This is a genomic window from Pseudomonas sp. 3HC3 (assembly GCF_044904505.1).
Taxonomy (GTDB): Bacteria; Pseudomonadota; Gammaproteobacteria; order Pseudomonadales; family Pseudomonadaceae; genus Aquipseudomonas; species Aquipseudomonas putida_Y.
The window spans coordinates 82,609-107,971 of record NZ_JADDRH010000012.1; the positions used below are offsets into that span (position 1 = coordinate 82,609).

At 63.3% G+C, this 25,363-nt stretch carries 21 protein-coding genes and 2 pseudogenes; 15 read left to right on the forward strand and 8 right to left on the reverse strand.

The window, feature by feature from the left end; translation table 11 throughout:
* Window positions 1-18: 18 nt before the first annotated feature.
* The 4 genes from INQ47_RS17060 to INQ47_RS17075 all read left to right on the forward strand — a co-directional run bounded on the left by INQ47_RS17060 (window position 19) and on the right by INQ47_RS17075 (window position 4,123).
* Window positions 19-1,626 (forward strand): tetratricopeptide repeat-containing response regulator, encoded by a 1,608-nt coding sequence (locus INQ47_RS17060; RefSeq protein ID WP_003247330.1) that lies wholly within the window; start codon window positions 19-21, stop codon window positions 1,624-1,626.
* Window positions 1,623-2,315 (forward strand): sensor histidine kinase KdpD, encoded by a 693-nt coding sequence (locus tag INQ47_RS17065; protein ID WP_252458579.1) that lies wholly within the window; start codon window positions 1,623-1,625, stop codon window positions 2,313-2,315. Before INQ47_RS17060 ends, INQ47_RS17065 begins: the two co-directional genes overlap by 4 nt.
* Before the next feature lie 334 nt (window positions 2,316-2,649).
* Window positions 2,650-3,294 (forward strand): MBL fold metallo-hydrolase, encoded by a 645-nt coding sequence (locus INQ47_RS17070; RefSeq protein WP_252458578.1) that lies wholly within the window; start codon window positions 2,650-2,652, stop codon window positions 3,292-3,294.
* A 109-nt stretch (window positions 3,295-3,403) separates the two neighbouring features.
* A complete protein-coding gene (locus INQ47_RS17075) occupies window positions 3,404-4,123 on the forward strand; it encodes an OmpA family protein (RefSeq protein ID WP_003247328.1) in 720 nt (239 codons plus the stop codon).
* A 79-nt stretch (window positions 4,124-4,202) separates the two neighbouring features.
* On the opposite strand, the gene pta is transcribed toward INQ47_RS17075, so the two are convergent.
* Window positions 4,203-6,290 carry a phosphate acetyltransferase gene (pta, locus tag INQ47_RS17080; protein ID WP_404702161.1) on the reverse strand — a complete coding sequence of 696 codons (2,088 nt, stop codon included), beginning with the start codon at window positions 6,288-6,290 and terminating at the stop codon, window positions 4,203-4,205.
* A 31-nt stretch (window positions 6,291-6,321) separates the two neighbouring features.
* Window positions 6,322-6,624, reverse strand: coding sequence for a DUF3565 domain-containing protein (locus INQ47_RS17085; protein WP_252458576.1), 303 nt, complete (start codon window positions 6,622-6,624; stop codon window positions 6,322-6,324).
* Here INQ47_RS17085 and INQ47_RS17090 point away from each other — a divergent pair.
* Together INQ47_RS17090 and INQ47_RS17095 are read left to right on the forward strand one after the other, a co-directional pair.
* Window positions 6,623-7,108 carry a peptidylprolyl isomerase gene (locus INQ47_RS17090; protein WP_003247325.1) on the forward strand — a complete coding sequence of 162 codons (486 nt, stop codon included), beginning with the start codon at window positions 6,623-6,625 and terminating at the stop codon, window positions 7,106-7,108. The genes INQ47_RS17085 and INQ47_RS17090 overlap by 2 nt on opposite strands.
* Window positions 7,109-7,253: 145 nt before the next feature.
* Window positions 7,254-7,736, forward strand: a complete 483-nt coding sequence (locus INQ47_RS17095) for a glutathione peroxidase (RefSeq protein WP_003247324.1) — start codon at window positions 7,254-7,256, stop codon at window positions 7,734-7,736.
* 64 nt (window positions 7,737-7,800) lie between these two features.
* On the opposite strand, the gene INQ47_RS17100 is transcribed toward INQ47_RS17095, so the two are convergent.
* Entirely contained in the window at window positions 7,801-8,991 is a 1,191-nt protein-coding gene (locus INQ47_RS17100) for a glycosyltransferase family 4 protein (RefSeq protein ID WP_404702162.1), read from the reverse strand.
* Window positions 8,992-9,298: 307 nt separating this feature from the next.
* Between INQ47_RS17100 and INQ47_RS17105 the strand changes: the two are divergent.
* Both INQ47_RS17105 and INQ47_RS17110 read left to right on the forward strand, forming a co-directional pair.
* A pseudogene (locus INQ47_RS17105) lies at window positions 9,299-9,892 on the forward strand (PAS domain-containing protein); the annotation flags it as partial.
* Window positions 9,893-10,072: 180 nt separating this feature from the next.
* Window positions 10,073-10,486, forward strand: a pseudogene (locus tag INQ47_RS17110) (methyl-accepting chemotaxis protein); the annotation flags it as partial.
* Window positions 10,487-10,598: 112 nt separating this feature from the next.
* Here the strand turns inward: INQ47_RS17110 and cysZ are convergent.
* Window positions 10,599-11,327, reverse strand: coding sequence for a sulfate transporter CysZ (cysZ, locus tag INQ47_RS17115; RefSeq protein WP_209967990.1), 729 nt, complete (start codon window positions 11,325-11,327; stop codon window positions 10,599-10,601).
* Window positions 11,328-11,657: 330 nt separating this feature from the next.
* Here cysZ and trxB point away from each other — a divergent pair, with 330 nt between their 5' ends.
* Window positions 11,658-12,620: a thioredoxin-disulfide reductase gene (gene trxB, locus INQ47_RS17120; RefSeq protein WP_003247318.1), complete on the forward strand. Its 963-nt coding sequence runs from the start codon at window positions 11,658-11,660 to the stop codon at window positions 12,618-12,620.
* Window positions 12,621-12,695: 75 nt separating this feature from the next.
* On the opposite strand, the gene nadC is transcribed toward trxB, so the two are convergent.
* The gene (gene nadC / locus INQ47_RS17125) at window positions 12,696-13,544 is read right to left on the reverse strand and encodes a carboxylating nicotinate-nucleotide diphosphorylase (RefSeq protein WP_021781721.1); all 849 of its coding nucleotides are present in this window, start codon (window positions 13,542-13,544) and stop codon (window positions 12,696-12,698) included.
* A gap of 242 nt (window positions 13,545-13,786) precedes the next feature.
* Between nadC and INQ47_RS17130 the strand changes: the two genes are divergently transcribed.
* The 3 genes from INQ47_RS17130 to ampE all read left to right on the forward strand — a co-directional run bounded on the left by INQ47_RS17130 (window position 13,787) and on the right by ampE (window position 17,434).
* Window positions 13,787-15,946, forward strand: coding sequence for a DUF1631 domain-containing protein (locus INQ47_RS17130; protein ID WP_404702163.1), 2,160 nt, complete (start codon window positions 13,787-13,789; stop codon window positions 15,944-15,946).
* A gap of 88 nt (window positions 15,947-16,034) precedes the next feature.
* Window positions 16,035-16,607, forward strand: a complete 573-nt coding sequence (ampD, locus tag INQ47_RS17135) for a 1,6-anhydro-N-acetylmuramyl-L-alanine amidase AmpD (RefSeq protein ID WP_252458569.1) — start codon at window positions 16,035-16,037, stop codon at window positions 16,605-16,607.
* Window positions 16,604-17,434 (forward strand): regulatory signaling modulator protein AmpE, encoded by an 831-nt coding sequence (gene ampE, locus INQ47_RS17140; RefSeq protein WP_404702164.1) that lies wholly within the window; start codon window positions 16,604-16,606, stop codon window positions 17,432-17,434. Before ampD ends, ampE begins: the two co-directional genes overlap by 4 nt.
* A gap of 44 nt (window positions 17,435-17,478) precedes the next feature.
* Here the strand turns inward: ampE and INQ47_RS17145 are convergent, their stop codons facing one another.
* Both INQ47_RS17145 and cra read right to left on the reverse strand, forming a co-directional pair.
* Window positions 17,479-18,255 (reverse strand): TatD family hydrolase, encoded by a 777-nt coding sequence (locus INQ47_RS17145; RefSeq protein ID WP_252458568.1) that lies wholly within the window; start codon window positions 18,253-18,255, stop codon window positions 17,479-17,481.
* Window positions 18,256-18,257: 2 nt separating this feature from the next.
* On the reverse strand, window positions 18,258-19,253 hold the full coding sequence (gene cra, locus INQ47_RS17150; RefSeq protein WP_209967980.1) for a catabolite repressor/activator: 996 nt from the start codon (window positions 19,251-19,253) through the stop codon (window positions 18,258-18,260).
* A gap of 284 nt (window positions 19,254-19,537) precedes the next feature.
* On the opposite strand from cra, the gene ptsP reads away from it, so the two are divergent.
* The 3 genes from ptsP to INQ47_RS17165 are packed head-to-tail and all read left to right on the forward strand — an operon-like array spanning window position 19,538 to window position 25,077.
* The gene (gene ptsP, locus INQ47_RS17155) at window positions 19,538-22,390 is read left to right on the forward strand and encodes a phosphoenolpyruvate--protein phosphotransferase (RefSeq protein WP_404702165.1); all 2,853 of its coding nucleotides are present in this window, start codon (window positions 19,538-19,540) and stop codon (window positions 22,388-22,390) included.
* Entirely contained in the window at window positions 22,391-23,338 is a 948-nt protein-coding gene (gene pfkB / locus INQ47_RS17160) for a 1-phosphofructokinase (protein WP_392546327.1), read from the forward strand.
* Window positions 23,335-25,077, forward strand: a complete 1,743-nt coding sequence (locus INQ47_RS17165) for a PTS fructose-like transporter subunit IIB (protein WP_404702166.1) — start codon at window positions 23,335-23,337, stop codon at window positions 25,075-25,077. The genes pfkB and INQ47_RS17165 overlap by 4 nt, the downstream gene beginning before the upstream one ends.
* 59 nt (window positions 25,078-25,136) lie before the next feature.
* Here the strand turns inward: INQ47_RS17165 and INQ47_RS17170 are convergent, their stop codons facing one another.
* Window positions 25,137-25,358 carry a DUF3820 family protein gene (locus INQ47_RS17170; RefSeq protein ID WP_404662639.1) on the reverse strand — a complete coding sequence of 74 codons (222 nt, stop codon included), beginning with the start codon at window positions 25,356-25,358 and terminating at the stop codon, window positions 25,137-25,139.
* Window positions 25,359-25,363 lie beyond the last annotated feature (5 nt).

Here is a 25,363-nt window from a genome sequence, read left to right on the forward strand (position 1 = left end):
CCAAGGCAGGTCGTGTTGATGCTGCAGTACGGGCAAAAGAGCTTTCTGATCGTCGACGACTTTACCGACTTTCGTACGTCGACCCGTTCCATGCTGCGCGAGTTGGGCGTGCGCGACGTGGACACCGCTGACAGCGGCGAGCAGGCGCTGCGCATGTGCGCGCAGAAGCGCTATGACTTCATCCTGCAGGACTTCCATCTGGGCGATGGCAAGAAGAACGGGCAACAGGTGCTTGAAGACCTGATCATCGACAAGCACATCAGCCATGAGTGCGTGTTCATCATGGTCACTGCCGAGAGCAGTCAGGCGATTGTTCTCAGCGCCATCGAGCACGAGCCCGATGCCTACCTGACCAAACCGTTCAACCGGGTTGGCCTGGCCCAGCGCGTCGAGAAACTGTTCCAGCGCAAGACGTTGCTAAAACCGATCCTGCAGGCGCTGGACCGCAACCGCCCGGCCGAAGTACTGGCGGCCTGCGCCGAGCTGTGCAAGAAGGATCCGCGCCTGGCGCCATTGTGCTTGCGCTACCGGGCCGATGCCCTGCGCAACCTCAACCGTTTCGAGGAACTGGAAAAATTCCTCAAGGCCATCCTGGCCAGCCGCCCGCAGCCGTGGGTGTACGCTGCGTTGGGCGCACTGATGCACAAGCGTGGTCAGAATGCCCAGGCCCAGGGTGTATACGAGCAGGCGCTCAAAGCGTTCCCGATCATGCCAGGCCTTTACGATGGAATGGCCGAGGTGCTGGTGGCTCAGGGCGATACCCGGCGCGCGCAGAATTTGCTTGAAGAAGCCGTACGCTTGTCGCCATTGTCGGTGCGTCGGCAGTCGACGCTGGGCAAGCTTGCGCTGGAGAACGAAGACTTCGAGAGTGCATCGAAGGCGTTCCGTCATGCGGTGAACCAGGGGCAGAGTTCGCGTTACAAGGATGCCGAAAACAACCTTGGCCTGGTGCAGGCGTTGATGAGCAAGAATGCAGGCTTCGGCCTGGACGCCCGTACCCGGGTCGAGATCAACACCACGCTCAGTGAAGTGGCCAAGGAGAACCCTGAGGACCAAGGCCTGCAGGTGCGTGCACGGATGATGAAGGCTGCCAGCCTGCAGCAGGCCGGCGACCCGGAAACGGCCGGCAAGCTGACAGAACAGGCGATTCAGCGCCTGGACAAGATGAACCAGTTCTTCTCGGTCGATTCGGCCCTGACTGTCGCTGCGCAACTGCAGGCGATGGGGCAGGAAGCCGCCGCCATCGGCGTGCTGAAGAACTGTGTGGAAAGTTATGGCGATGACCCCAAGGTCATGGAGAAAGTGGGCAAGCTGACGGATGACCCCAGCGTGCTCAACGCCATTACCGAAGCGGTCACCCTCAATCGTCAGGGTGTGCGCAGTTACCAGGGAGGGCAGCTTGGCGAGGCATTGCAGCTGTTCCGAAAGGCATTGGGTTTACAGCCGAAGAACATCAGCATCGCCCTCAACACCGCCCAGGCGCTGCTGCGCATTGGCGGTGACAACCCTCAGCCTGCGATCATGCAGGAGTGCCGCGACGCCTTGACCAGCGTGGCCGGCATCCCTGCCAGCGATAATCGCTATGACCGTTACCGCAAACTGCACATCCGAGTGTTCGGCGCATGAATCAAGACAATCAGGGGCTGGATTTTTCCACGGTGATCGCCTCCACCGTGCACGACCTCAAAAGTTCATTGTCGGCGCTGATCCAGTCCCACAGCCAGTGGGTGGAGCGCTTGCCAGAGGAACTGCGCGGCGGTGCCGAACAGGGGATCATGGAGCATGAATTTCGTCACCTCAACGGCATGCTCGTGCAGTTGCTGGGCTTGTACAAACTGGGTGTGAACCAGTTGCCGGTATGCCCGGACTACCATGAGCTGGATGATTTCATCGAAGCCCAGCTGGCGGCGCACGAGGAAGTGCTCAAGCACAACGACATTCTAGCCACCTGGCGTATCGACACCGACAACCCGCTGGGTTTCTTCGACCGCGAACTGGTGGCCTCGGTGATCTCCAACGTCATCACCAACGCCACCCGCTTTGCCGGGCACGCCTTGCTGATCACCATCGAAGAGGCCGACAACCAGTTGGCCATTTGCGTCAACGATGACGGCCCGGGTTATCCAAAGCACATGCTCGAGCGCCAGGAGGAGTATATCCAGGGCATCGACTCGACCAGCGGCAGTACCGGCCTTGGGCTGTATTTTGCGGCGCGGATCGCCGCGTTGCATGAAAGCGGCGGGGTGCACGGGCGGATCGAGATCTCCAACGGCGGGGCGCTTGGGGGTGGGTTGTTCAGGTTATTCCTGCCTTGAGGTATTGGGTGCCTCGGGGATCGAGCGCCGCCCGCGCGGCGCATCGCGAGCAAGCTCGCTCCTACATTTGTTTCGGGCCAGTATTGCCTGCACCCACGCGCGCGACCGCCTTGTTTGTTCCACACAATATCGAGGTGGGCACCAAGGGGGCGTGCACCTCCGCCTCAGGAATAACTGGCTCGAAACAAATGTAGGAGCGAGCTTGCTCGCGATGCGCCGCGCGGGCGGCGCTCGATCTCACAGGCGCCACTTCGCTCAAGACATTAACCTCGTGCACCCACCCCATTTTCCTGTCAGGCTCCCAGCAGAACCCAGCTTCACCTGCGAGAACACCATGACCCAAGCCCCGCCTGCTCTCATCCGCGAAACCTTCCCTGTCGGCCCTTTGCAGTGCAACTGCACGCTGATCGGCGACCCCCTGACCAAGAAAGCCATTGTCGTCGACCCGGGTGGTGATGTGGACAAGATCCTTGCCCGCCTGCAGGCCCACGGCCTGACGCTGGTGAGCATCATCCACACCCATGCGCACTTCGACCACTTCCTCGCGTCAGGCAAGCTCAAGGAGCTGACGGGTGCTACGCTGCACCTGCACAAGGACGACCAGGTGCTGTGGGACAACCTCGAGATGCAGTGCCAGACGTTCGGTGTACCTTACACCCCGGTACCGGCACCGGACCGCTGGTTGGGCGATGACGAAGAACTCGCCTGCGGCTGCGGTGTGGCGCTGCATACGCCTGGTCATACCCCGGGCTCGATGAGCTTCTGGTTTGCCGATGCCAAATTGTTGATTGCCGGTGACACCCTGTTCCGTCGGGGTATTGGCCGCACCGATTTGTGGGGCGGCGACCAGCGGGCAATCGTGCGCTCTATCAAAGAGCGGCTGTACCGGCTGGACGAAGAGGCCGTCGTGGTGACCGGCCACGGGCCCGACACCCGTTTGGGCGACGAGATGCGCGAAAACCCGTTCGTGCGTGCCTGATGGCACATGAAGGCACTTTCATGGAATTTTTCGTTGCCGATGCAATCCAAGGCTGGCATAGATCCCTTTGAGATCTGCCGCATTCATGAATTTCAGTAGGAGCTTGTCCATGTTCACCATGCGTCGTCTGATTATCGTCGCAACCGCCGCAGCACTGATGACCGGCTGCGCCGGCCAGAATCCTTACGACAACCAGGGTCAGGCGCAGGGCTCCACTGGGATGAGCAAGACCGCCAAGTACGGCGGCCTGGGGGCGCTGGCCGGTGCCATCGCCGGTGCTGCGATCGACCACAACAACCGTGGCAAGGGTGCACTGATCGGTGCTGCCGCAGTGGGTGCCGCTGCAGCCGGTTATGGCTACTACGCCGACAAGCAGGAAGCCGAGCTGCGCGCGCAGATGGCCAACACGGGTGTGGAAGTGCAGCGCCAGGGTGACCAGATCAAGCTGATCATGCCGGGCAACATCACCTTCGCCACCGACTCGGCCAACATCGCCCCAAGCTTCTACTCGCCGCTGAACAACCTGGCTGGCTCGTTCAAGCAGTTCAACCAGAACACCATCGAAGTGGTCGGCTTCACCGATAGCACTGGCAGCCGCCAGCACAACATGGACCTTTCCCAGCGCCGTGCGCAGGCGGTCAGCACCTACCTGACTTCGCAGGGTGTGGACGCTTCGCGTATCTCTGTACGTGGCATGGGCCCGGACCAGCCGATCGCCAGCAACGCTGACGCCAATGGTCGCGCGCAGAACCGCCGTGTGGAAGTGAACCTGAAGCCGATTCCGGGTCAGCAGTATGAGCAGCAAGGTCAGGTTCAGCAGTATCCCTGATTGACCTTCAGGGCCGCTTTGCGGCGCTATGGGAGCGGGCAGTCCCGCTCCCACAAGGCTTGCAAAGAAGCCGCTGCTTTTAGCGCGCCACGCTGGCCTGAATCGCCGTCAGGGCAATGGTATGCACGATATCGTCAACCTGCGCCCCACGTGGCAAGTCGTTCACCGGCTTGCGCAAACCCTGCAGCATCGGCCCCAGGCTGACCCCGTCGGCACTGCGCTGCACCGCTTTGTGCGTGGTATTGCCGGTATTCAGGTCGGGGAACACGAACACCGTGGCGCGCCCGGCCACCGGGCTACCCGGTGCCAGCTCTCGGGCAATCGCCGGGTTTGCCGCCGCGTCATACTGCAACGGCCCGTCGATCAGAAGCCCCTGCGCCGCGCCCTGTGCCAGGCGTGTCGCTTCGCGCACTTTCTCGACTTCTTCATCGCTGGCCGAATCGCTTGAATAACTGATCATCGCCACCCGTGGCGCGATGCCGAAGGCCTGCGCCGATTCGGCGCTCTGCTGGGCAATCTCTGCCAGCTCGGCAGCGCTTGGGTGCGGGTTCATCACGCAGTCGCCGTACACCAGCACCTGCTCAGGGAACAGCATGAAGAACACCGACGAGACCAGGCTCGAGCCGGGTGCGGTCTTGATCAGCTGCAGGGCCGGGCGGATGGTGTTGGCCGTGGAGTGCACCAGGCCCGAGACCAGGCCGTCCACTTCGTCCAGGGCCAGCATCATGGTGCCGATCACCACGGGGTCTTCCAGTTGCTGCTCGGCCATCGGTGCGTTGAGGTTCTTGCTTTTGCGCAGCTCGACCATGGGGTCCACATAGCGCCCGCGAATCAGTTCGGGGTCGAGAATCTCCAGCCCCGGCGGCAATGTGATGCCCTGGGCGCGGGCCACTGCGTCGACATCTTCGGGTTTGGCCAGCAGCACACAGCGGGCAATGCCGCGGGCCTGGCAGATGGCTGCGGCCTGCACCAGCAGTGGCTCGGCGCCTTCTGGCAGGACGATGCGCTTGTTGGCCTGCTGGGCGCGCTGGATCAGCTGGTAGCGGAACACTGCTGGTGAAAGGCGCAGTTCGCGTGGCGTGCCGCAGCGTTGGTGCAGCCAGGCCGCGTCGAGGTGGCTGGCGACGAAGTCGGTGATGAACTCGGCACGCTCGCGGTCGTCCACCGGGATTTCGCGGTTCAGCGAGTTGAGCTGGTTGGCGGTGTCGTAGGAGCCGGTGCTGACCGACAAGATCGGCAGGCCGGCCTGCAGTGCACCGCGGCACAGGCCAAGGATACGCTCGTCAGGCTTGCTGTCGCTGGTCAGCAGCAAGCCGGCCAGTGGCACGCCATTGATCGCTGCCAGGCTGACAGCGAGGATGATGTCGTCGCGGTCGCCTGGGGTTACCACCAGGGTACCCGAGGTCAGTAGCGGGACCGTGTTGGCCACCGTGCGCGCACAGATGATGATCTTGCTCATGCGCCGCTGTTCGTAGTCGCCGGCATTGAGCACCTGCGCACCGAGCAGATCGGCCACATCGCGGGTCCGCGGTGCGTTCAGCTCGGGCTGGTAGGGTATGCAGCCAAGCAGACGGAAGTCATTACCACGCAGCAATGGCGAGTGCTCGCGCAGGCGGGTGGCAAAGGCCGCCATGCTCTCATCGGTGCGCACCTTGTTGAGGATCACCCCGAGCACTTTCGGGTCGCGTGGGCCGCCAAACAGTTGGGCCTGCAGTTCGACCCGCCCAGACAGCTCGCTGAGCACTTCGTTTTCCGGGGCCGATACCAGGATTACCTCGGCATCCAGGCTCTTGGCCAGGTGCAGGTTGACCCGCGCTGCGTAGCTGGCGTGGCGCGTGGGTACCATTCCCTCGACCACGACCACGTCGTTGCCGACGCAGGCTTGCTGGTAGAGGCGGATGATTTCTTCAAGCAACTCGTCCAGCTGGCCATCGCCGAGCATGCGCTCGACGTGGGCCAGGCTCAGAGGGACAGGTGGCTTGATGCCGTGGGTGCGGGCAACCAGTTCGGTGGAGCGCTCGGGGCCGGTGTCACCCGGGTGGGGCTGGGCGATAGGCTTGAAGAAGCCGACCTTCAGGCCGGCACGCTCCAAGGTGCGCACCAGGCCCAGGCTGATCGAAGTCAGGCCGACACCGAAGTCGGTCGGCGCAATGAAAAATGTCTGCATGCGTGCTTCTCGAAATAAGCGGTGCAAGAAATTAACGGCCAAGGGTAGCGCTATCGGCCCCTTGTGCGCACCAGCCGCAAGCGAAAGGCTGGCCGATGTGTTGCGCACGTTGTGCCGGGTCGAGCACCCAGGGGCGTGCCTGCCACGGCGGCTGGTGGCGCAGGTGCTGGGTATGGCCGCACGAAAGTTCCGCCACCCAGTGGCCTTCTTCGTCCTGATGAAAGCCGTCGATCCGACTGATGGGTCGTTGCTCGTCTGCAGTTCGTTCGCAATCGGACGATGGCTTGGTTACACTTGTGCGCTCTACATTCTTTTGCAAAAGGTCTTGCCCCATGCTGATCGCCGCCAACAAGGCTGTCTCCATCGACTATACCCTGACCAACGACGCCGGGGAGACCATCGACAGCTCCGCCGGTGGCGCGCCGCTGGTTTACCTGCACGGTGCCGGCAACATCATCCCGGGCCTGGAAAAAGCCCTGGAAGGCAAACAGGCTGGTGACGAGCTGAACGTTTCCATCGAGCCTGAAGAAGCCTACGGCGAGTACCTGGCCGAACTGGTCAGCACCCTGAACCGTAGCCTGTTCGAAGGTGTCGACGAGCTGGAAGTGGGTATGCAGTTCCACGCTTCGGCACCGGACGGCCAGATGCAGATCGTCACCATCCGCGACATCGACGGCGACGACGTTACCGTTGATGGCAATCACCCGCTGGCCGGTCAGCGCCTGACCTTCCAGGTCAAGGTTGTCAACGTGCGTGACGCCAGCGACGAAGAAATCGCTCACCGTCACATCCACGGTGAAGGTGGCCATCACCACTGATTTTCTGCGCTAAGCTCAGAAAGTCGCCAGGCGCTCGGGCAAGCCGATTTGCCTTCCTACGGGAGGTGAACGGTTTGGACGAGCGCCTTTTTAGTGGGCGAAATTCGCCTGCACGGCAACCGGGAACCTGAGAGGGGATTTCATCATGAGTGCATTTCACGACCTGAAACTGGAAGCGCTGAACGGCGGAGAACTGCCCCTCGCACCCTTCAAGGGCCAAGTGGTGCTGGTGGTCAACGTTGCCTCCAAATGTGGCCTGACGCCGCAATACAAGGCTCTGGAAAACCTCTACCAGATCTACAAGGACAAGGGCTTCAATGTGCTTGGCCTGCCGTGCAACCAGTTTGCCGGGCAGGAGCCGGGTAGCGAAAAGGAAATCCAGGACTTCTGTAGCCTCAACTACGGGGTCAGCTTCCCGCTGGGGGGCAAGCTGGAGGTCAACGGGCCGCAGCGCCATTCGCTGTACCGCCTGCTGGCAGGCGAGGGGGCCGAGTTCCCCGGTGACATTACCTGGAATTTCGAGAAGTTTCTGGTAGGCAAGGATGGCCGGGTGCTGGCGCGTTTTTCACCGCGCACGGCGCCGGATGACCCAGCGGTGGTGCAGGCCATTGAAAAAGCACTGGTCTGAATAGTACTGGGCGCGATCATTGTGGCATCTGCGAAGTCGAGCGCCGCCTGCGCGGCACTCGCTCTCACAGGCGCTGCACATGCTGCGTCGAACGACCAGCCGCAGCGCTGACACTTCGACAAGCGTTATCCAGATACCCCTCGAACTGCTCGACAATCGCCGGCCAGCCCTGGCGGCTGGCATGCTGTCGCGCATTCAGGCGCACCCTGCGCAACGTCTCCACTTCTTCCAGCAACCAGCACGCTGCGTCAACAAACGCCGCCTGGTCCCCCGGCATGGCCAGCGCGCCGCTGTGGCCATGACGAATATGCTGCGCTGCGGCTGCCTCGTCATAAGCAACCACCGCCAACCCTGAGGCCATGGCTTCGAGCACCACATTGCCAAAGGTCTCGGTCAGGCTCGGGAACAGGAACAGGTCGCCGCTGGCATAGTGCTCGGCCAGTCGTTCACCGCGCTGGGCGCCGCAAAACGCGGCATCCGGTATCTGTTGCTCAAGGCTGGCGCGCTGAGGCCCGTCGCCGACCATGATCAGGCGCAGGCGCTTCTGTGGATACGTCTTGCGTAACGCCTCAAGGCAAGGCCGTAGCAAGCCAAGGTTCTTTTCCGCCGCCAGCCGCCCGACATGCAATACGGCGATATCCTCCGGGCCTAGCCCCCAGCTTTCGCGCAAGGCCTGGCTGCGTCGGGCCGGATTGAACAGGCAGGCATCGACCCCTCGGGCCAGCAGCTCCAAGCGTTCGAAACCGCGACGCTCAAGCTCCAGGCGCTGGCTGGCACTCGGCACCAAGGTGATTGCCGTGCGCCGATGGAACCAGCGCAAGTAGTGGGTGAGCAGGCGCGCCAGCAGGCCAAGGCCGTACTGGCCGGAATACTGCGGGAAGTTGGTGTGAAAGCCACTGACCACTGCCACCCCCAGGCGTCGGGCCGCGCGTAGGGCGCTGAGCCCCAGCGGCCCCTCGGTGGCGATATACAGTACATCCGGGCGCTGCCGGCGCCAGCGGCGCAACAGCTTGTGCATCGACACCTCGCCCCACTGCAAACCCGGGTAGCCAGGCAGCGCCCAGCCACGGCACAGCATCAGCTGCGGGTCGTTGTGCACGTGCCCTTCGCCGGCCTGGCGCGGGCGCACCACCTCGACCTCATGGCCGCGCTGGCGCAACCCTTCGCTGAGGCGGCCAAGGGTGTTGGCCACGCCGTTGATCTCGGGTGGGAAGGTTTCGCTGACCAAGGTGATGCGTAGGGCGGGTGTATTCATGACAAAAAGTTTCCGCCTGCCGGGTTGCGCTAATGTGACTGCCTTATGACGTAAATGTGACGCCTGATCGCCGGCATTTTTGCCGCTATGAATATTTCCTCGCACAGCACTCAAGAAGGTGTCGCCGGCAGCCGATGAAGATGCATTCGACTACGTGATGCGCTCCAGGAGAGCGGTGATGTTCAACAACAAGCTCAAGCAAGAAATCCGGCAACTGCGCGAAGACCTGATGTCCATCGAACAGGTCAAGAGTAGTCTCGACAGCGAGATGCTGGTGCTGCAGCTCGACCCTCAGGGACGGATCGAGATGGTCAACGGCAACTTCGAGAGCGAGATGCTCTACCGTGCCGAACAATTGCTTGGACGCAATATCGAGGACATCGTCCCCGCCCACGTAAAGTCGCTGGACTTCTACCAGCGCATGAAAAGCGCGATCAGCCGTGGCGAACACCTGAACGGTGCGTTTCGTCTTATGCGCGGCAATGGTCAGGAAGCCTGGCTGCGCTCGATCCTGCAGCCGGTGAAGAACAGCGAGGGGCGCATCAAGTACTTCACCCTGCATTCCAGCGACCTCACCCGAACCATCGAGACCTCACGCGAGCACGAAAGCCTGATCAAGGCGCTGATGCGCTCTACTGCGGTGATCGAGTTCGACCTCGACGGTATCATTCTCACTGCCAACGAACGTTTCCTGGCCACTGTCGGCTATCGCCTGGAGCAGATTCGCGGTAAGCACCACCGCATGTTCTGCGAACCGCAGGAGGTCAACTCGGCCGGCTACCAAGCGTTCTGGGACAGGCTGCGCCGTGGCGAATATGTTGCCGATCGCTTCAAGCGCATTGATGCCCATGGCCGGGTGATCTGGCTGGAGGCCTCGTACAACCCGATCTTCGATGCCCACGATGTGCTGTACAAGGTGGTCAAGTTCGCCACCGTGATCACCGATCAGGTCAACCAGGAGTTTGCAGTGGCCGAGGCGGCGGATGTCGCCTACAACACCTCGCTGGGTACCGATGTCAGTGCTCGCAAGGCCACCGAAGTGGTCACTCAGACTGTCACCGTGATGCGTGGCCTGGAGGCTTCGATGCAAGAGGCGGCCGACGGCATCCAGGCGCTGGATACCCAGTCGCGGGTGATCGGTTCGATCATCAAGACCATCAGCGACATTGCCGGGCAGACCAACCTGCTGGCCCTTAACGCGGCCATCGAAGCTGCCCGCGCGGGCGAGCAAGGGCGGGGCTTTGCCGTTGTTGCCGACGAAGTGCGCCAGCTGGCCTCCCGCACCAGCACCGCCACCGAAGAGATCGCCCGGGTGGTACAGCAGAACGAACAACTGGCGCAGGCGGCAGTGTCGATCATCGACACCAGCAAGCGCCAGGCCGAACAGGGGCTGGCGCTGGCGGATGAGACGGGCAGCGTGATTGTCGAGATCCAGGACGGGGCCAAGCGGGTGGTGGATGTGGTGGGGCAGTTTTCCAGCCGGTTGGGGCAATAAGGAGCAAGCCAGGCAGGCTCCGCTTTTTTGTGGGAGCGGCCTTGTGTCGCGACAGGGCCGCTCCCACAGTGCCCGGGCATGGCAAGCGGAATGTGCAACGTGCCGAGAGCGATCAGCTCCGCTCCCGCACCCAGAACAACGTAGCCCCGGCCACCGCCGCCGGCATCATCAGCACGTTCACGCCCGGAATCATCAGCGCCAGGTAGGTGATGCCGCCAAAGCCCAGGCTCTGCCAGCGCTTCTGCCGCAGCCAGGCGAGCATGTCCTGCCAGCTCATCTTGTTGTTGTCCGCCGGGTAGTCGATGTACTGGATGGCCATCATCCACACGCCGAAGATCAGCCACAGCGGCGCAGCCACCACGTTGACCACCGGGATCAGCGACAGGACGAACAGGCCGATGGCGCGTGGCAGGAAGTAGCCCAGCTTGCGCATTTCGCGGCTGAGGGTACGCGGTACCATGGCTGCCAGTTCGCCCCAGCTGAAGGCTGGGAAGGTGTCTTCGCCACGTACCACCACCTCGACCTTTTCCGCCAGAAAGCCGTTGAACGGCGCGGCAATGATATTGGCCACCAGGGTGAAGGTGAAGAACACCATCAGCACCAGCAAGGCAACGAACAGCGGCCACAGAATGTAGCTGAGGAAGCTCAGCCAGTCAGGCAGCGTTGGCATAAGGGCATCGAGCCACAGGCCGAACTGATGGCCGGCGAAGTAGATCAGGCCACCGAACAGCAACAGGTTGACCGCCAGTGGCAGCAGCACGAACAGCCGCAGGTTGGGGCTCAGCACCAGTTTCAGGCCTTCGCGCAGGTATTGGGGGCCAGAGAGGACAGGGGCTTGCATCTAGGTACTCCGCAGAGAAGGAAAACGCGCTGACCTTACCGAGTTTGCCGCGCCGACGAAAGGCACGCAGTCGGCGGGAAACGGGATGTAACAAAAGCGCCCGGAGGGTGCTTATCGATGAAATCGCAGCATAGGCGATGCCTATGAGGTGGATTGTCTAAGGATATTTCCTTAATCTTTGCGACCTCGCTACAGTGCGCTCAACTTTTCGCTTTGCGGGCCTGCGCGTTTTAGCCTTCCCCAAGTGCTGCGTGGGTCCTTTTTAATTTCTTGGCTGGCGCAGCCGGTACACCGATGCCGGCCCTGCGGCCCGCTCGACAGGAGTTCGACATGTCTGAAGTACGTCATTCGCGCGTCATCATTCTCGGTTCCGGCCCTGCCGGTTACAGCGCTGCGGTGTATGCCGCCCGTGCCAACCTCAAGCCGCTGCTGATCACCGGCATGCAGGCTGGTGGCCAGCTGACCACCACCACCGAAGTCGACAACTGGCCGGGCGACCCCCACGGCCTGACCGGCCCGGCCCTGATGCAGCGTATGCAAGAGCACGCCGAGCGTTTTGAAACCGAAATCGTCTTCGACCACATCAACGCGGTCGATCTGGCCAACAAGCCGTTCACCCTGCAGGGTGACAGCGGCAAGTACACCTGCGATGCGCTGATCATCGCCACCGGTGCCAGCGCTCGCTACCTGGGCCTGCCGTCGGAAGAAACCTTCATGGGCAAGGGTGTTTCGGCCTGTGCCACCTGTGACGGTTTCTTCTACCGCAACAAGCCGGTCGCCGTGGTCGGCGGTGGCAACACTGCCGTGGAAGAGGCACTGTACCTGGCCAACATCGCCAGCAAAGTGACCCTGGTACACCGTCGCGAAACCTTCCGCGCCGAGAAGATCCTGGTCGACAAGCTGAACGCCCGTGTGGCCGAAGGCAAGATCGAGCTCAAGCTCAACGCCACCCTGGACGAAGTGCTGGGTGACAACATGGGCGTAACCGGTGCGCGTCTGAAGAACAACGACGGCAGCAGCGACGAAATCAAGGTCGACGGCGTGTTCATCGCCATTGGCCACACCCCGAACACTTCGCTGTTCGAAGGCCAGCTGACCCTGAAAGACGGCTACCTGGTGGTCAACGGCGGCCGCGAAGGCAACGCCACCGCTACCAACGTTGAGGGTGTGTTTGCCGCTGGCGACGTGGCTGACCACGTTTACCGCCAGGCCATCACTTCGGCCGGTGCAGGCTGCATGGCGGCGCTGGATGTCGAGCGCTACCTGGACGGTTTGGCCAACGCCTCGTTCTGATCTGAGAAAAAGGGGGGCAAAGCGCCCCCAATAAAAAACCGGCCAAGCGCCGGTTTTTTATTGCCTGCAATCAGTTCACAGGCTCAGTCGCATCGACAGGTCCACCGCTTTCACATCCTTGGTCATGGCACCAATCGAGATGTAGTCCACCCCTGTCTCGGCGATCACCCGCAGGGTCGTTTCGTTGACCCCGCCGCTGGCTTCAAGTTTGGCTTTGCCCGCGGTAATGCGCACGGCTTCGCGCATTTCGTCCAGGTTCAGCTCGTCGAGCATGATGATGTCCGCGCCAGCGGCCAGCGCCTGGCGCAGTTCATCCAGGCTTTCGACCTCGATTTCAACCGGTTTGCCCGGCGCAATGCGGTGCGCTGCGGCCACGGCCTCGGCTACGCCGCCGCTGGCGGCGATGTGGTTTTCCTTGATCAGGAAGGCGTCGTACAGGCCTATGCGGTGGTTGTCGCATCCACCGCAGGTAACCGCGTACTTCTGCGCCAGGCGAAGGCCCGGCAGGGTTTTGCGGGTGTCCAGCAGGCGCACCTGGGTGCCTGCTACCAGGTCGGCAAGGAAGCGCGCACGGGTAGCAACCCCCGACAGCATCTGCAGGAAGTTCAGTGCGCTGCGCTCACCACTGAGCAGCGAACGGGCCGGGCCTTCCAGGTGGAACAACGGCTGATTGGCAGTAGCCTGCTCTCCGTCGGCCACCTGCCAGTGCACTGCAACGCGCGGGTCGAGCTGGCGGAACACGGCATCGACCCAAGCGGTACCGGCGACCACGCAGTCTTCGCGGGTGATGATGGTCGCCTTGGCCAGGCGCTCGGCCGGGATCAGTTGCGCGGTGATATCGCCACTGCCGATGTCCTCCAACAGCGCGCGGCGCACGTTGGCTTCAATTTCAGCGGTCAGGTCGGCAAGGCGTAGGTTCGGCATGGTCGGCTCCACAAGCTAGGTGCCCGCGATTATAGGGCAGGGGGCCGGTGTGTACAGCCGCCTTGGTGCTGACCTTTGGTCGGGCGTCATGAGTAATCGGAGCAGAGCAAGGTCATTAGCCTGCCAGCGAAACGGCGCTGGCAGGCATACGGTTTTTTACCGATAATGGCGACCAGTATTTGGCGTCATAGCTTTGACGATTTTCGGCCCTTTCGGGCAAGACACCCTGCAAGGAGTCCAGGATGCAAAAAGAAGGCAAGGTGGTGCCCCTGGCGGCAGCCATCGACCAAGGGGGGCGTACGCCTCTGCCTTGCCTTCCGGTCGTGTTGCTGCAGGTGCGCGACAAGGCCGCGTTGCAGTTGCGTCAGGGCCTGCAGGACCTGTTCGACAATGCCGATGACACGCTCTTCGAAATGGCCGACAAGGCCTTGGACCGCGGTGACCAGAACCTGTACTTCGAGGCCATGCGTGACCTGCGCCTGAAGCGCAAGAGCATCGAGCGTGGTTTTCTGGATACGTTCCAGGATGCTTTCGTCCGAACCGGCCAGGTCGACTTGCTGGCAAACCTGGCTCAGCCGGGCAACCCGCGCAGCAAGGCTCAAATGGAGCGGGCCGCCGCCATTGAGGGCATGGTGGCGCGGGTGCTGTCACGCGATGGCATTGCCCTGCAGCAACTGGGTTTGCGCCTGCACGCGTTGCTCGACCGCCCCCTGTACGAGCAGCACAACCCGTTGGGGCCAGCCGCGCTGTGTCGTTACTTCCTCGATGCCGGGCGTAATCTGGGCGTTGGCCTGCGGGTCAAGCTGGTGCTGCTGAAGCTGTTCGAGCGTTATGTGCTGCGCGATGTCGATGTGATCTATGGCGAAGCCAACCAGTTGCTGGCCGCTGCCGGCGTACTGCCCGAACTGCAACCGGCGCCGCGCCGGCGTGCCGAAGACCGGCGCATGCGTGCGCGCCCTGGGCCGGCGAATCTTGGCCAGGAGGTGGGGGCGGATGCCGCAGGGCAGGCTTTGTTTGCCTCGTTACAGGCACTGCTGGCGCCGGTGCGCGGGCAGTTCGCTCCGCGCTTGCACGCGGTGGCTGCCGCCCAGCCGATCAGTACCGCCGACCTGCTCCGGCTACTTTCGCATTTGCAGCGCTACGTGCCTGCCATCCACGAGGCCGATGACTTCGAGCTCGGCCAGCAGCTTGAGCAACTGCTGTTGCGGGTGAGTGTGCGCAGCGGCACGCGTCGGCGTCTTGAAGTGGCTGACGAAGACATGGTCAACCTGGTTGGCTTGCTGTTCGCGTTCATCCACAACGACGACAACCTGCCGGCCAGCCTGCGGGCGCTGATTGCGCGCCTTCATATTCCCCTGCTCAAGGTGGCATTACTGGACAAGGGGCTGTTCAGCCGCGGTAGCCACCCCGCGCGCCGGCTGCTTAACGAAATCGCCGGCGCCGCGATTGGTTGGGAGTGCGGCAGCGAAGGCCTGCGTGACAGTTTGCACTTGCGGGTAGAGCGTATCGTCCAGCGCCTGCTCAATGATTTTGCCGACGATGCAAGCCTGTTCGCCGAGTTGCTCGACGACTTCCTGGCCTTCAATCAGGACGAACGGCGACGTAACGAGTTGCTGGAACAACGCACTCGCGACGCCGAAGAAGGCCGTGCCCGGGCAATGCAGGCCAGGCAGCAGGTGCAGCACGTGCTCAACCAGCGCCTGCGTGGCCGGGTATTGCCGCAGGTGGTGGTAAAAATGCTGGTGCAGGCCTGGAGCCAGGTGCTGCTGCTGGCTTGGCTGAAACAGGGCGAGGCCTCCGCGGTTTGGCGTGACGCATTGCAGACGATGGATTTGCTGCTGACCAGCATCACGCCGCCACATGAGCCGCAAACTTTGCTGCAGCAGGTGCCGGCCCTGCTCAAGGCGCTGCGCGATGGCCTGGCCAGCGTAGCTCTGGACGCGGTGGCGACCCGCGAGTTCTTCCTGCAACTGGAACAGTTGCACCTGCGCGCATGCGCAGGTAAAGAGGCGTTGCCGGCAGGGGAGGGCCGATCCTTGGGCGACGTGCTGGTGGCCGAAGAGATTGTGCTGGCAATTGCCGAAGAGCCCGCCTGCGTGCCTCTGCACGCTGCCGAGGGGCAGGCTGCAGCGCTGCGCCAGGCTCAACGCCTGCGCATCGGCACCTGGGTCGAGGTACTCGACGACGATGAACCACTGCGCTGCAAGCTGGTCGCGCGTATCGACAGCAGCGATAGGCTGGTGTTCGCCAACCGCACCGGCATGAAAGTGCGCGAGTGGAGCAGCGCCAGCCTGGCCCAGGCATTGCAGCGGCACGAAGTGCGCGTGCTGGATGACCGCCTGTTGTTCGAACGGGCGCTGGAGGCGGTACTTGATAGCTTGCGGCAAGGGCAGGCGCAATAGGCAGACGCATTACAATCATTCACATGCACACGGCGTTGGCGGCAGGGCATACTGTGGGCATGTTCACGGCGTTTTTCAGGATCTGCCCATGCAATTGGACCGTGCCACTGGCTGGTTCCACGGAATCGGAATCACCCACTGCCCCTCGCCGAACTTCAATACGCGCCCCGAAGGCGAATCGATTTCCCTGCTGGTGATCCACAACATCAGCCTGCCCCCGGCCTGTTTCGGCACGGGCAAGGTGCAGCAATTCTTCCAGAACTGCCTGGCCCCTGATGAACACCCGTACTTTGCCAGCATCAACCACCTGACCGTCTCGGCGCACTTGTTCGTCGAGCGTGACGGCGCGGTGACTCAGTTCGTGTCGTTGCATGACCGTGCCTGGCATGCGGGTGTGTCGAGCTTTGACGGGCGTGAAGGCTGTAACGACTTTTCCATCGGCATCGAACTGGAAGGCACCGACGACCTGCCCTATACCGATGCCCAGTATGCGGTGTTGGAACAACTCACCCGGCATATCCGAGATGCCTGGCCGGCCATCGACCTGAACCGCATTCAGGGCCACAGCGACATTGCCCCGCAGCGCAAGACCGACCCCGGCCCGGCCTTCGACTGGCCGCGCTACCGCCAGGCGCTGCAGCACAAAGAGGACAAGGCATGAGTTTTCTGGTGTTGTTGCTGGCGCTGTGGGTCGAGAAGTTTTCGGCCCTGCGCCATCGGGTGCAGCGCGACGGGTTCTTTCTTGGCGAACTGGTGCGTCTGGAACGCAACGGCAAGGTGCACCCATGGTGGACGTTGGCCATCCTGGTGTTGGCGCCGGTAGCGCTGCTGGTGTTGCTGCTGCATGTGCTGGAGCCGGTGGCCTATGGTTTGCTGGCGTTTCCGGTGCACCTGCTGGTGCTGATCTACAGCCTGGGCCGCGGCGATGCCAAGGCATCGCTGGGGGCGTTTCGTGATGCCTGGCGGCGGGGGGACGATCAGGCGGCGCTGCACGTGGCCGAGCGCGACCTGGGCCTGGTGGCCGATGAACCGCACAGCCTGCTGGAGCGGGTGCAGGGTAATTTGCTGTGGCAGGTGTACCAGGGCTTTTTTGCGGTGATCTTCTGGTATTTCGTACTGGGCCCAGGCGCTGCGCTGGCTTATCGACTGTTGGCGCTGTGTGGTGAACACAGCAAGCAGCCGGCGCTGAAGGTGCGTGCCGAGCAGTTGCGGCACATCATGGACTGGTTGCCGGTGCGAGCGCTGGCGTTGAGCTTTGCCCTGGTGGGCAACTTCCTCGCGGTGACACGGGTGATGCTGCACGAGGTGCTCAACTGGCACATCAGCGCCGGGCACCTGGTGGCTCGGGTCGGGCGGATTGCCGATGACATTCCCGAGGAAGAAGACAGCCAGCGCGGGTTGGGGCGGCTGGACAGCCTGTGGGAGCTGCTGTTGCGCTGCGCAGTGCTGTGGTATGCAGGGTTTGCGCTGTGGACCGTGCTGGTCTGAATCGGGGCCAATCGCATCCCACGGGATTCCCGATCACCTGAGTCTCACCAGCCAAACAACGCGCAAGCATTGCGGGTGCTGGCCTGTGCCAGCACCTCGACATCCAGCCCCATCACTTGCGCCAGCACCGCGGCAATTTCCGGCAGATGCTCCGGGCTGTTGCGTACCCCCGGGTACATCACCGGTGCCATGTCCGGTGCATCAGTCTCCAGCACCACACTGTCCAGTGGCAGCCGCGCCAGGGTCTTGCGCAGCCGCAGTGCCTGCGGCCAGGTAGCCGCACCGCCCAACCCAAGCATGAACCCCAGCTTGATGTACTCGCGGGCCTCTTCGTAGCTGCCGGCAAATGCATGAATCACCCCCGCCCGCGCAGGCTTGTAGCGCTTGAGCGTGGCAATCACCTGAGCATGGCTGCGGCGCACGTGCAACAGGGCCGGTAGTTCGAAGTCGCAAGCCATCTGCAGTTGCGCTTCGAACAGCACCTGCTGGCGGGGCTTGTCCAGGTCTGTGAGGTAATAGTCCAGGCCAAACTCACCCACGGCACATAGCCGCGGGTTGTCGCGCAGGCGCTCCAGCCACTCGCGCAGTTGCAGCAGGTGCTCAGGTCGATGCTGGTCGAGGTAGACCGGGTGCAGGCCAAGCGCGGCGAACAGGCGCGGCTCGGTGCAGGCCAGTTCCCACACCCGTTGGAAATTCGCCTGGTACACCCCCAGCACCACCATCCGCTCCAGCCCACGCGCCGCCGCGTTGGCCAGCAGGCGCGGGCGGTCGGCGTCGAAGTCGGGGAAATCCAGGTGGGTGTGGGTGTCGATCAGGCGCATGTTCAGGCCGCTGAAATGCGTTGCTTGAAGGTGCGGCCAACAGCATGCACGCCGGGCTCATAGCGTTTTTCCTCGATGGCGGCCAGTGCCAGTTCAAGCGCGGTGGCGGCAATCTGGCCGTGCTGCTGGGCCATGGCATTGACTGGCAGCGGCAGGAAATCGAGCAACTGGTTGTCGCCAAAGGTACCCAGTTGCAATTGGCGCGAGTCGACCGGGCGTGCCTGTAGGGTGTCGAACACGCCCTGCAACAGCACGTACGACGTGGTCACCAGAGCATCAGGCAGGCCACCCAGGTCGTCGATCAGTTGCTGCATCAGGCGTTGGCCGCACTCGCGGCTGAACGCTTCGCCCTGATAGCGGCGCACTTCGCCGGTATAGCCTTGCAGGGCTTCGTCGAATCCGCCGGCACGCGCCTGGCTAACCGACAGCTCGGGGCGCGCGCCTATCAGGGCTATGCTACGTGGTGCCGCGCTGAGCAGGCTGGCGGCCAGCTGGCGGCTGGCATCGCGGTCGTCGCTGATCACCGAGCAGAAGTGTGCGGGGTCCAGACGGCGGTCGATGGCTATCACCGGCAGGCCTTTGTCCTGCAGCTCGCGGTAGCTGTCATCTTCTGGCGGCAGGCAACTGGCAACGAACAGCGCATCGCAGCGGCGCGCACGGAACAGCTGCTGCAGTTGGCGCTCGCTGTCTGGCTGGTCGTCGCTGCTGGCGATCAGCAGCTGGTAGCCGCGAGCGCGGGCGCCTTGCTCCAGTTGCTTGGCAATGCGGGCGTAGCTGGGGTTCTCCAGATCCGGGAGAATGAAGCCCAGGGTGCGGGTATGCCGGCTGCGCAGCCCAGCTGCCTGCGGGTTGGGGGTGAAGCCGTGGGCTTCGACCACCGCGCGTACCCGCTCGACAGTACTGTTACTGATGCGCTGCTGTTCTGCCTTGCCATTGATGACGTAGCTGGCAGTGGTCACGGACACACCGGCCAGACGGGCGATATCGCTGAGTTTCACCGAATTTTCCTTGTTATTACCGGGGCTGGCTGTAAGGCCGGACCGGGTAGTTTGACCCGGTACAGGCATCACGCGCAGACGACCATTGTCGCAATTGTCCGACAGGATGGGGCTTTTTACTGGGCAGATTATCGAGTAACGTGGCCGCCTGGTCAGATTAAACGTTTCAGCTGCCGATTTTTCTGCCTCGGCTGCCACCCGTGCAAGGCTGCTGAACTGGCCCTTTATGTGAATTTCACAACAATACTCCAGTACCCGAACGGGAACTGCAAAAGGAGAAGGTCATGCTCGAGCTCGCCAATGAGCAGATAGCCATGGGCCAGAAGGCCGCCGACAAGGACGAGGCATTGCGCCTTCTGGCGGATCGACTGGTTGCGGACGGCCTGGTTGCCGAGGGTTACCTGCAAGGGCTGCAGGCCCGGGAGGCACAAGGCTCCACGTTCCTTGGCCAGGGCATCGCCATTCCTCATGGTACGCCGCAAACACGCGATCTGGTGTATGCCACCGGCGTGCGGCTGCTGCAGTTCCCCGAGGGGGTAGACTGGGGTGACGGGCAAATGGTCTACCTGGCCATTGGTATTGCCGCCCGCTCCGACGAACACCTGCGCCTGCTGCAGCTGTTGACCCGTGCGCTGGGCGAGACCGACCTGGCCGAAGCCTTGCGCCGGGCCAGCTCAGCCGAAGCGCTGCTCAAGCTGCTGCAGGGCGCGCCACAAGCGTTGGCGCTGGATGCGCAGCTGGTGGGGCTGAACTTGCCGGCTGAAGACTTCGACGAACTGGCCTGGCGCGGTGCCCGCCTGTTGCAACGTGCCGACTGTGTCGACAGTGGCTTTGCCGCCGTGCTCCAGCAGGCCGAACCGCTGCCGCTGGGCGAGGGCCTGTGGTGGCTGCACAGCGAGCGCCAGGTTCGTCAGCCGGGCCTCGCCTTCATCACCCCGCAGCAGCCGCTGCGTTACCGCGACCAGCCGCTCAACGGTCTGTTCTGCCTGGCCAGCCTTGGCGCCGCTCACGAGGCCCTGCTTGAGCGTCTTTGCGAAGTGCTGATCGAAGGCCGCGGGCAGATGCTCTACCAGGCCACCAACAGCCGTGCGGTACTGGAAGTACTGGGCGGCGAGGCGCCGGCGGACTGGCCCAGCGCACGTGTCGTGCTGGCCAATCCACATGGCTTGCATGCCCGACCGGCCAAGGTGCTTGCACAACTGGCCAAAGGCTTTGAAGGGGAAATTCGTGTGCGCCTGGTCGATAGCGCGCAGCCAGCGGTATCGGTGAAGAGCCTCAGCAAGCTGCTCAGCCTCGGCGCCCGCCGTGGTCAGGCACTGGAACTGGTCGCCGAGCCGAGTATCGCTGCCGATGCCTTGCCGGTGTTGCTGGCCGCTATCGAACAAGGCCTGGGTGAGGAGGTGGAACCGCTCCCGCAGAGCGTCACTCCCATTGCCGATGACCTACCCGAAGTGCTGCAAGCGCCTGCGGCCGGCAGTCGTATCCAGGGTGTGGGTGCCGCCCCCGGCATTGCCAGCGGCCCGGCGCATGTCTGTGTCGAGCGTGAGTTCGACTACCCCTTGCGGGGTGAATCGTGCGCCCAGGAGCGGCAGAAGCTGCGCGAAGCGTTGGCCATCGTCAATGGCGAACTGCAGGCTTTGGTCCTGCGCAGCGACAAGGCCATTGGCGAAATTTTCGTCACCCACCAGGAAATGCTTGCCGACCCGGCCCTGACCGACGATGTCGAGCAGCGCCTGGCCCAGGGCGAAAGCGCCGCGGCCGCGTGGATGGCCGTGATCGACGCCGCGGCCCGTCAGCAAGAGGCATTGCACGATGCGCTGCTTGCCGAGCGCGCTGCCGACCTGCGCGATATCGGCCGCCGCGTGCTGGCGCAGTTGTGTGGTGTGCAGGCGCAGGCTGAACCCGAGCAACCCTATGTGCTGGTGATGACCGAAGTCGGTCCATCCGATGTCGCCCGCCTGGACCCCACCCGGGTTGCCGGTATTGTCACCGCCCAGGGCGGCGCCACGGCCCACAGTGCCATCGTTGCCCGGGCTTTGGGCATACCGGCAGTGGTCGGCGCCGGTGCGTCGATACTGCTGTTGGACAGTGGCACGCCGCTGCTGCTCGATGGCCAGCGTGGTGTGGTTAGCATCGCACCGCCTGCGGATGAACTGCAGCAGGCGCTGGCCGAGCGTGACCTGCGCGAGCAACGCCTGCAGGCCGCCTGGGCCAACCGCTTCGAGCCGGCCATCACCCAGGATGGGCATGCCGTCGAGGTGTTTGCCAACATCGGTGACAGCAACGGTATTGCCAAGGTGGTGGAGCAGGGCGCCGAAGGTGTGGGCCTGCTGCGCACCGAACTGATTTTCATGGCCCACCCTCAAGCGCCGGATGTGGCTACCCAGGAAGCCGAGTACCGCCGCGTGCTCGATGGCCTCGATGGGCGCCCGCTGGTGGTGCGTACCCTGGATGTCGGCGGCGACAAACCGCTGCCTTACTGGCCAATCGCTGCCGAGGAAAATCCCTTCCTCGGCGTGCGCGGCGTGCGTTTGACCCTGCAGCGCCCGCAAGTGATGGAAGACCAGTTGCGCGCGTTGCTGCGGGCCGCCGACCAGCGCCCGCTGCGTATCATGTTCCCGATGGTTGGCCAGGTGCACGAGTGGCGTGAGGCTCGGGCCATGGTGGAGCGCCTGCGTGCAGAAATCCCGGTAGCCGACCTGCAACTGGGCATTATGGTCGAGGTGCCTTCAGCGGCCCTGCTGGCAGCGCAATTGGCGCGCGAAGTGGACTTCTTCAGCATCGGCACCAACGACCTGACTCAATACACCTTGGCCATCGACCGTGGCCATCCCAGCCTCTCGGCACAGGCCGATGGCCTGCACCCGGCGGTGTTGAGCCTGATCGACATGACCGTGCGCGCCGCCCATGCCCACGGCAAGTGGGTGGGCGTGTGTGGCGAGCTGGCGGCCGACCCGCAGGCGGTGGCCGTGCTGCTGGGGCTGGACGTGGACGAACTCAGCGTCTCCGCGCGCAGCATCGCTGAAGTCAAGGCACTGGTTCGCCAGGCCGATCATCAGACAGCCCGCGCCCTGGCGCGCGAGGCCCTGCAACAGGACAGCGCCGCAGCAGTTCGCGCGCTGGTGGAGCGTTACTGAATGGCCAAGATCCTCACTCTCACCCTGAACCCGGCGCTGGATATCACCATCGGCCTGGACACTCTACGCCCAGGGCAGGTCAACCGTAGCCAGGCGCAGCACAGTCACGCCGCAGGCAAGGGGCTGAACGTTGCCCAGGTACTGGCCGACCTGGGGCACAGCGTAACCGTTGGCGGTTTCCTTGGGCGCGACAATCTGCAGCCCTTCGAGGCGCTGATCGACGGTCGCGGTTTTACCGACTGCTTTGTTCGTGTGCCGGGCGAAACCCGCAGTAACATCAAGCTGGTCGAGGCCGATGGCCGCGTTACCGACATCAACGGGCAAGGCCCGGAGGTGGACGAGGCGGCACGCAATGCCTTGCTGCACAGGCTGCAACAGGTTGCCCCAGGCCACGATGCCGTGGTGGTGGCTGGCAGCCTGCCGCGCGGAATCAGTACTGACTGGTTCCGCCAGTTGCTCGAACTGTTGAAGGCTCAAGGCCTCAAGGTCGTCCTGGACAGCAGTGGTGAAGCCCTGCGTGTCGGCTTGCAGAGCGCGCCCTGGCTGGTCAAGCCCAATACCGAAGAACTGGGCGAAGTGCTGGGCCTGCCTGTGGATAACCTGGCGCAACAGACGGCTGCCGCCAAGCGCCTGCTGGCCAGTGGCGTTGAACACGTGGTGGTGTCTGCGGGCGAGCAGGGCGTCAGTTGGTTCAGTCGTGACCTGGCCATGCACGCCCGCCCACCCAAGGTGCGGGTTGCCAGCACGGTGGGGGCGGGGGATTCGCTGGTGGCCGGCATGGTCCACGGCCTGCTGCTGGCCGAGGCGCCTGCGCAGACGTTGACCCGAGCCACTGCCATTGCCGCCCAGGCCGTTACCCAGGTTGGCTTCGGTATCCGTGACCGCGAGCACCTGGTGCAACTGGAAGCGGCCGTGCAACTGACAGAACAACAAGAGGGTTGCCGATGAACATTGCCATAGTCACCGCCTGCCCCAATGGCCAGGTATCGAGTGTACTGAGCGCACGCTTGCTGTCCGCCGCTGCCCAGCGGCGCGGCTGGAGCACCAGCGTCGAAGTGCAGAATACTGAACACCCCGAGCGGCAGCTGAGCGCCGCACAGATCGCCGAGGCTGACTGGGTGCTTGTGGTCAGCACCGGGCCGGTGGACCTGGCCCGCTTCGTCGGCAAGCGCCTGTACCAAAGCACGCCATCCCAGGCGCTGGCTGATCGCGAAGGTTTTCTCGACGAAGCGGCGGCCAACGCCGAGCTGCTGGTGGCAGTGACAGATGGCCCCGCCGCCGCTGGCAGTGCTGGCGTCCGCATCGTAGCCGTCACTGCCTGTCCGACCGGCGTAGCCCATACCTTCATGGCCGCAGAAGCCCTGCAGCAAGCCGCACAACAACTGGGCTATCAGCTCACCGTCGAGACCCAGGGCTCGGTCGGTGCGCGCAACCCCTTGTCTGCTGAAGCCATCGCTGCGGCGGACGTGGTTTTGCTGGCCGCCGACATTGAAGTTCCCACTGCACGTTTCGCCGGCAAACGTATTTACCGATGTGGTACCGGCATAGCCCTCAAGCAGGCCCGCGCGACCCTGGACAAAGCCTTGGCGCAGGCCACGGTGGAAAACGGCGCCGACGCCGCAGCGCCGACCACGCCGACCAAGGGCGAGAAAACCGGCGTCTACAAGCACTTGCTTACCGGCGTGTCGTTCATGCTGCCGATGGTGGTGGCCGGCGGCCTGCTGATTGCCCTGTCGTTCGTGTTTGGTATCGAGGCCTACAAAGAGGCGGGCACCTTGCCGGCGGCGTTGATGCAGATTGGCGGCGAAGCCGCCTTCAAACTGATGGTACCGCTACTGGCGGGCTATATCGCATGGTCCATTGCCGACCGCCCCGGGCTGGCCCCCGGCATGATTGGCGGCCTGCTGGCCAGCACCTTGGGTGCCGGCTTCATCGGTGGCATTGTCGCCGGCTTTCTTGCCGGCTACAGCGCCAAGGCCATTGCCCGGTGGGCGCGCTTGCCCAGCAGCCTGGAGGCGCTCAAGCCAATCCTGATCATTCCATTGCTGGCCAGTCTGTTCACCGGCCTGGTGATGATCTACGTGGTCGGCCAGCCGGTAGCGGCGATGCTCGAAGGGTTGACGCACTTCCTCGACAGCATGGGCACCACCAATGCCATCCTGCTGGGGCTATTGCTGGGCGGCATGATGTGCGTCGACCTTGGCGGGCCGATCAACAAGGCCGCCTATGCGTTCTCGGTGGGGCTGTTGGCCTCGTCGAGCTACGCGCCAATGGCGGCGACCATGGCCGCCGGCATGGTGCCGCCGATCGGCTTGGGCATTGCCACCTTCCTGGCCCGGCGCAAGTTCGCCCAGAGCGAGCGCGAGGCGGGCAAGGCGGCGTTGGCGCTAGGGTTGTGCTTCATCTCTGAGGGGGCGATTCCGTTTGCCGCCAAGGACCCATTGCGGGTGATCCCGGCCAGTATCGCTGGTGGTGCGCTGACCGGGGCATTGTCGATGTATTTTGGCTGCAAGCTGATGGCGCCGCATGGCGGCTTGTTCGTATTGCTGATCCCCAACGCGATCAACCATGCGCTGCTTTATTTGTTGGCGATCATGGCCGGTAGCTTGTTGACCGCCGTGGTGTATGCCGTGATCAAGAAGAGCGAGCGGGTGGAGCTTGCGGTGACGCCGGTTAAAAGTACCTGAGTTGACCCCACGCTGCGGGAGCGGCACAAGGCTGCTCCCGCAGAGGCCGTGTTGACCTCTCAGCGCCCATGCTTCTGCCGCAACGGCACCAGCAGATCACCCAACCCGTTGTGATCGATCTCATGCATCAACGCCAGCAACCCGCCCAGTTCCCCTGCCGGGAAGCCCTTGCGCGCAAACCACGCCAGGTAGTCTCCTGGCAGGTCGGCAATGATCCTCCCCTGGTACTTGCCGAACGGCATGCTGCGGGTCACCAGTAGTTCGAGGGTTTCCGGCTTCATCTTCG

Excerpts from the sequence above, each read along its gene's own strand:
- INQ47_RS17060 (WP_003247330.1), top strand. The coding sequence starts at position 19 with ATGCTGCAGTACGGGCAAAAGAGCTTTCTGATCGTCGACGACTTTACC.
- INQ47_RS17065 (WP_252458579.1), top strand. The coding sequence starts at position 1,623 with ATGAATCAAGACAATCAGGGGCTGGATTTTTCCACGGTGATCGCCTCC.
- INQ47_RS17070 (WP_252458578.1), top strand. The coding sequence starts at position 2,650 with ATGACCCAAGCCCCGCCTGCTCTCATCCGCGAAACCTTCCCTGTCGGC.
- INQ47_RS17075 (WP_003247328.1), top strand. The coding sequence starts at position 3,404 with ATGTTCACCATGCGTCGTCTGATTATCGTCGCAACCGCCGCAGCACTG.
- pta (WP_404702161.1), bottom strand. The coding sequence starts at position 6,290 with ATGCAGACATTTTTCATTGCGCCGACCGACTTCGGTGTCGGCCTGACT.
- INQ47_RS17090 (WP_003247325.1), top strand. The coding sequence starts at position 6,623 with ATGCTGATCGCCGCCAACAAGGCTGTCTCCATCGACTATACCCTGACC.
- INQ47_RS17085 (WP_252458576.1), bottom strand. The coding sequence starts at position 6,624 with ATGGGGCAAGACCTTTTGCAAAAGAATGTAGAGCGCACAAGTGTAACC.
- INQ47_RS17095 (WP_003247324.1), top strand. The coding sequence starts at position 7,254 with ATGAGTGCATTTCACGACCTGAAACTGGAAGCGCTGAACGGCGGAGAA.
- INQ47_RS17100 (WP_404702162.1), bottom strand. The coding sequence starts at position 8,991 with ATGAATACACCCGCCCTACGCATCACCTTGGTCAGCGAAACCTTCCCA.
- cysZ (WP_209967990.1), bottom strand. The coding sequence starts at position 11,327 with ATGCAAGCCCCTGTCCTCTCTGGCCCCCAATACCTGCGCGAAGGCCTG.
- trxB (WP_003247318.1), top strand. The coding sequence starts at position 11,658 with ATGTCTGAAGTACGTCATTCGCGCGTCATCATTCTCGGTTCCGGCCCT.
- nadC (WP_021781721.1), bottom strand. The coding sequence starts at position 13,544 with ATGCCGAACCTACGCCTTGCCGACCTGACCGCTGAAATTGAAGCCAAC.
- INQ47_RS17130 (WP_404702163.1), top strand. The coding sequence starts at position 13,787 with ATGCAAAAAGAAGGCAAGGTGGTGCCCCTGGCGGCAGCCATCGACCAA.
- ampD (WP_252458569.1), top strand. The coding sequence starts at position 16,035 with ATGCAATTGGACCGTGCCACTGGCTGGTTCCACGGAATCGGAATCACC.
- ampE (WP_404702164.1), top strand. The coding sequence starts at position 16,604 with ATGAGTTTTCTGGTGTTGTTGCTGGCGCTGTGGGTCGAGAAGTTTTCG.
- INQ47_RS17145 (WP_252458568.1), bottom strand. The coding sequence starts at position 18,255 with ATGCGCCTGATCGACACCCACACCCACCTGGATTTCCCCGACTTCGAC.
- ptsP (WP_404702165.1), top strand. The coding sequence starts at position 19,538 with ATGCTCGAGCTCGCCAATGAGCAGATAGCCATGGGCCAGAAGGCCGCC.
- pfkB (WP_392546327.1), top strand. The coding sequence starts at position 22,391 with ATGGCCAAGATCCTCACTCTCACCCTGAACCCGGCGCTGGATATCACC.
- INQ47_RS17165 (WP_404702166.1), top strand. The coding sequence starts at position 23,335 with ATGAACATTGCCATAGTCACCGCCTGCCCCAATGGCCAGGTATCGAGT.
- INQ47_RS17170 (WP_404662639.1), bottom strand. The coding sequence starts at position 25,358 with ATGAAGCCGGAAACCCTCGAACTACTGGTGACCCGCAGCATGCCGTTC.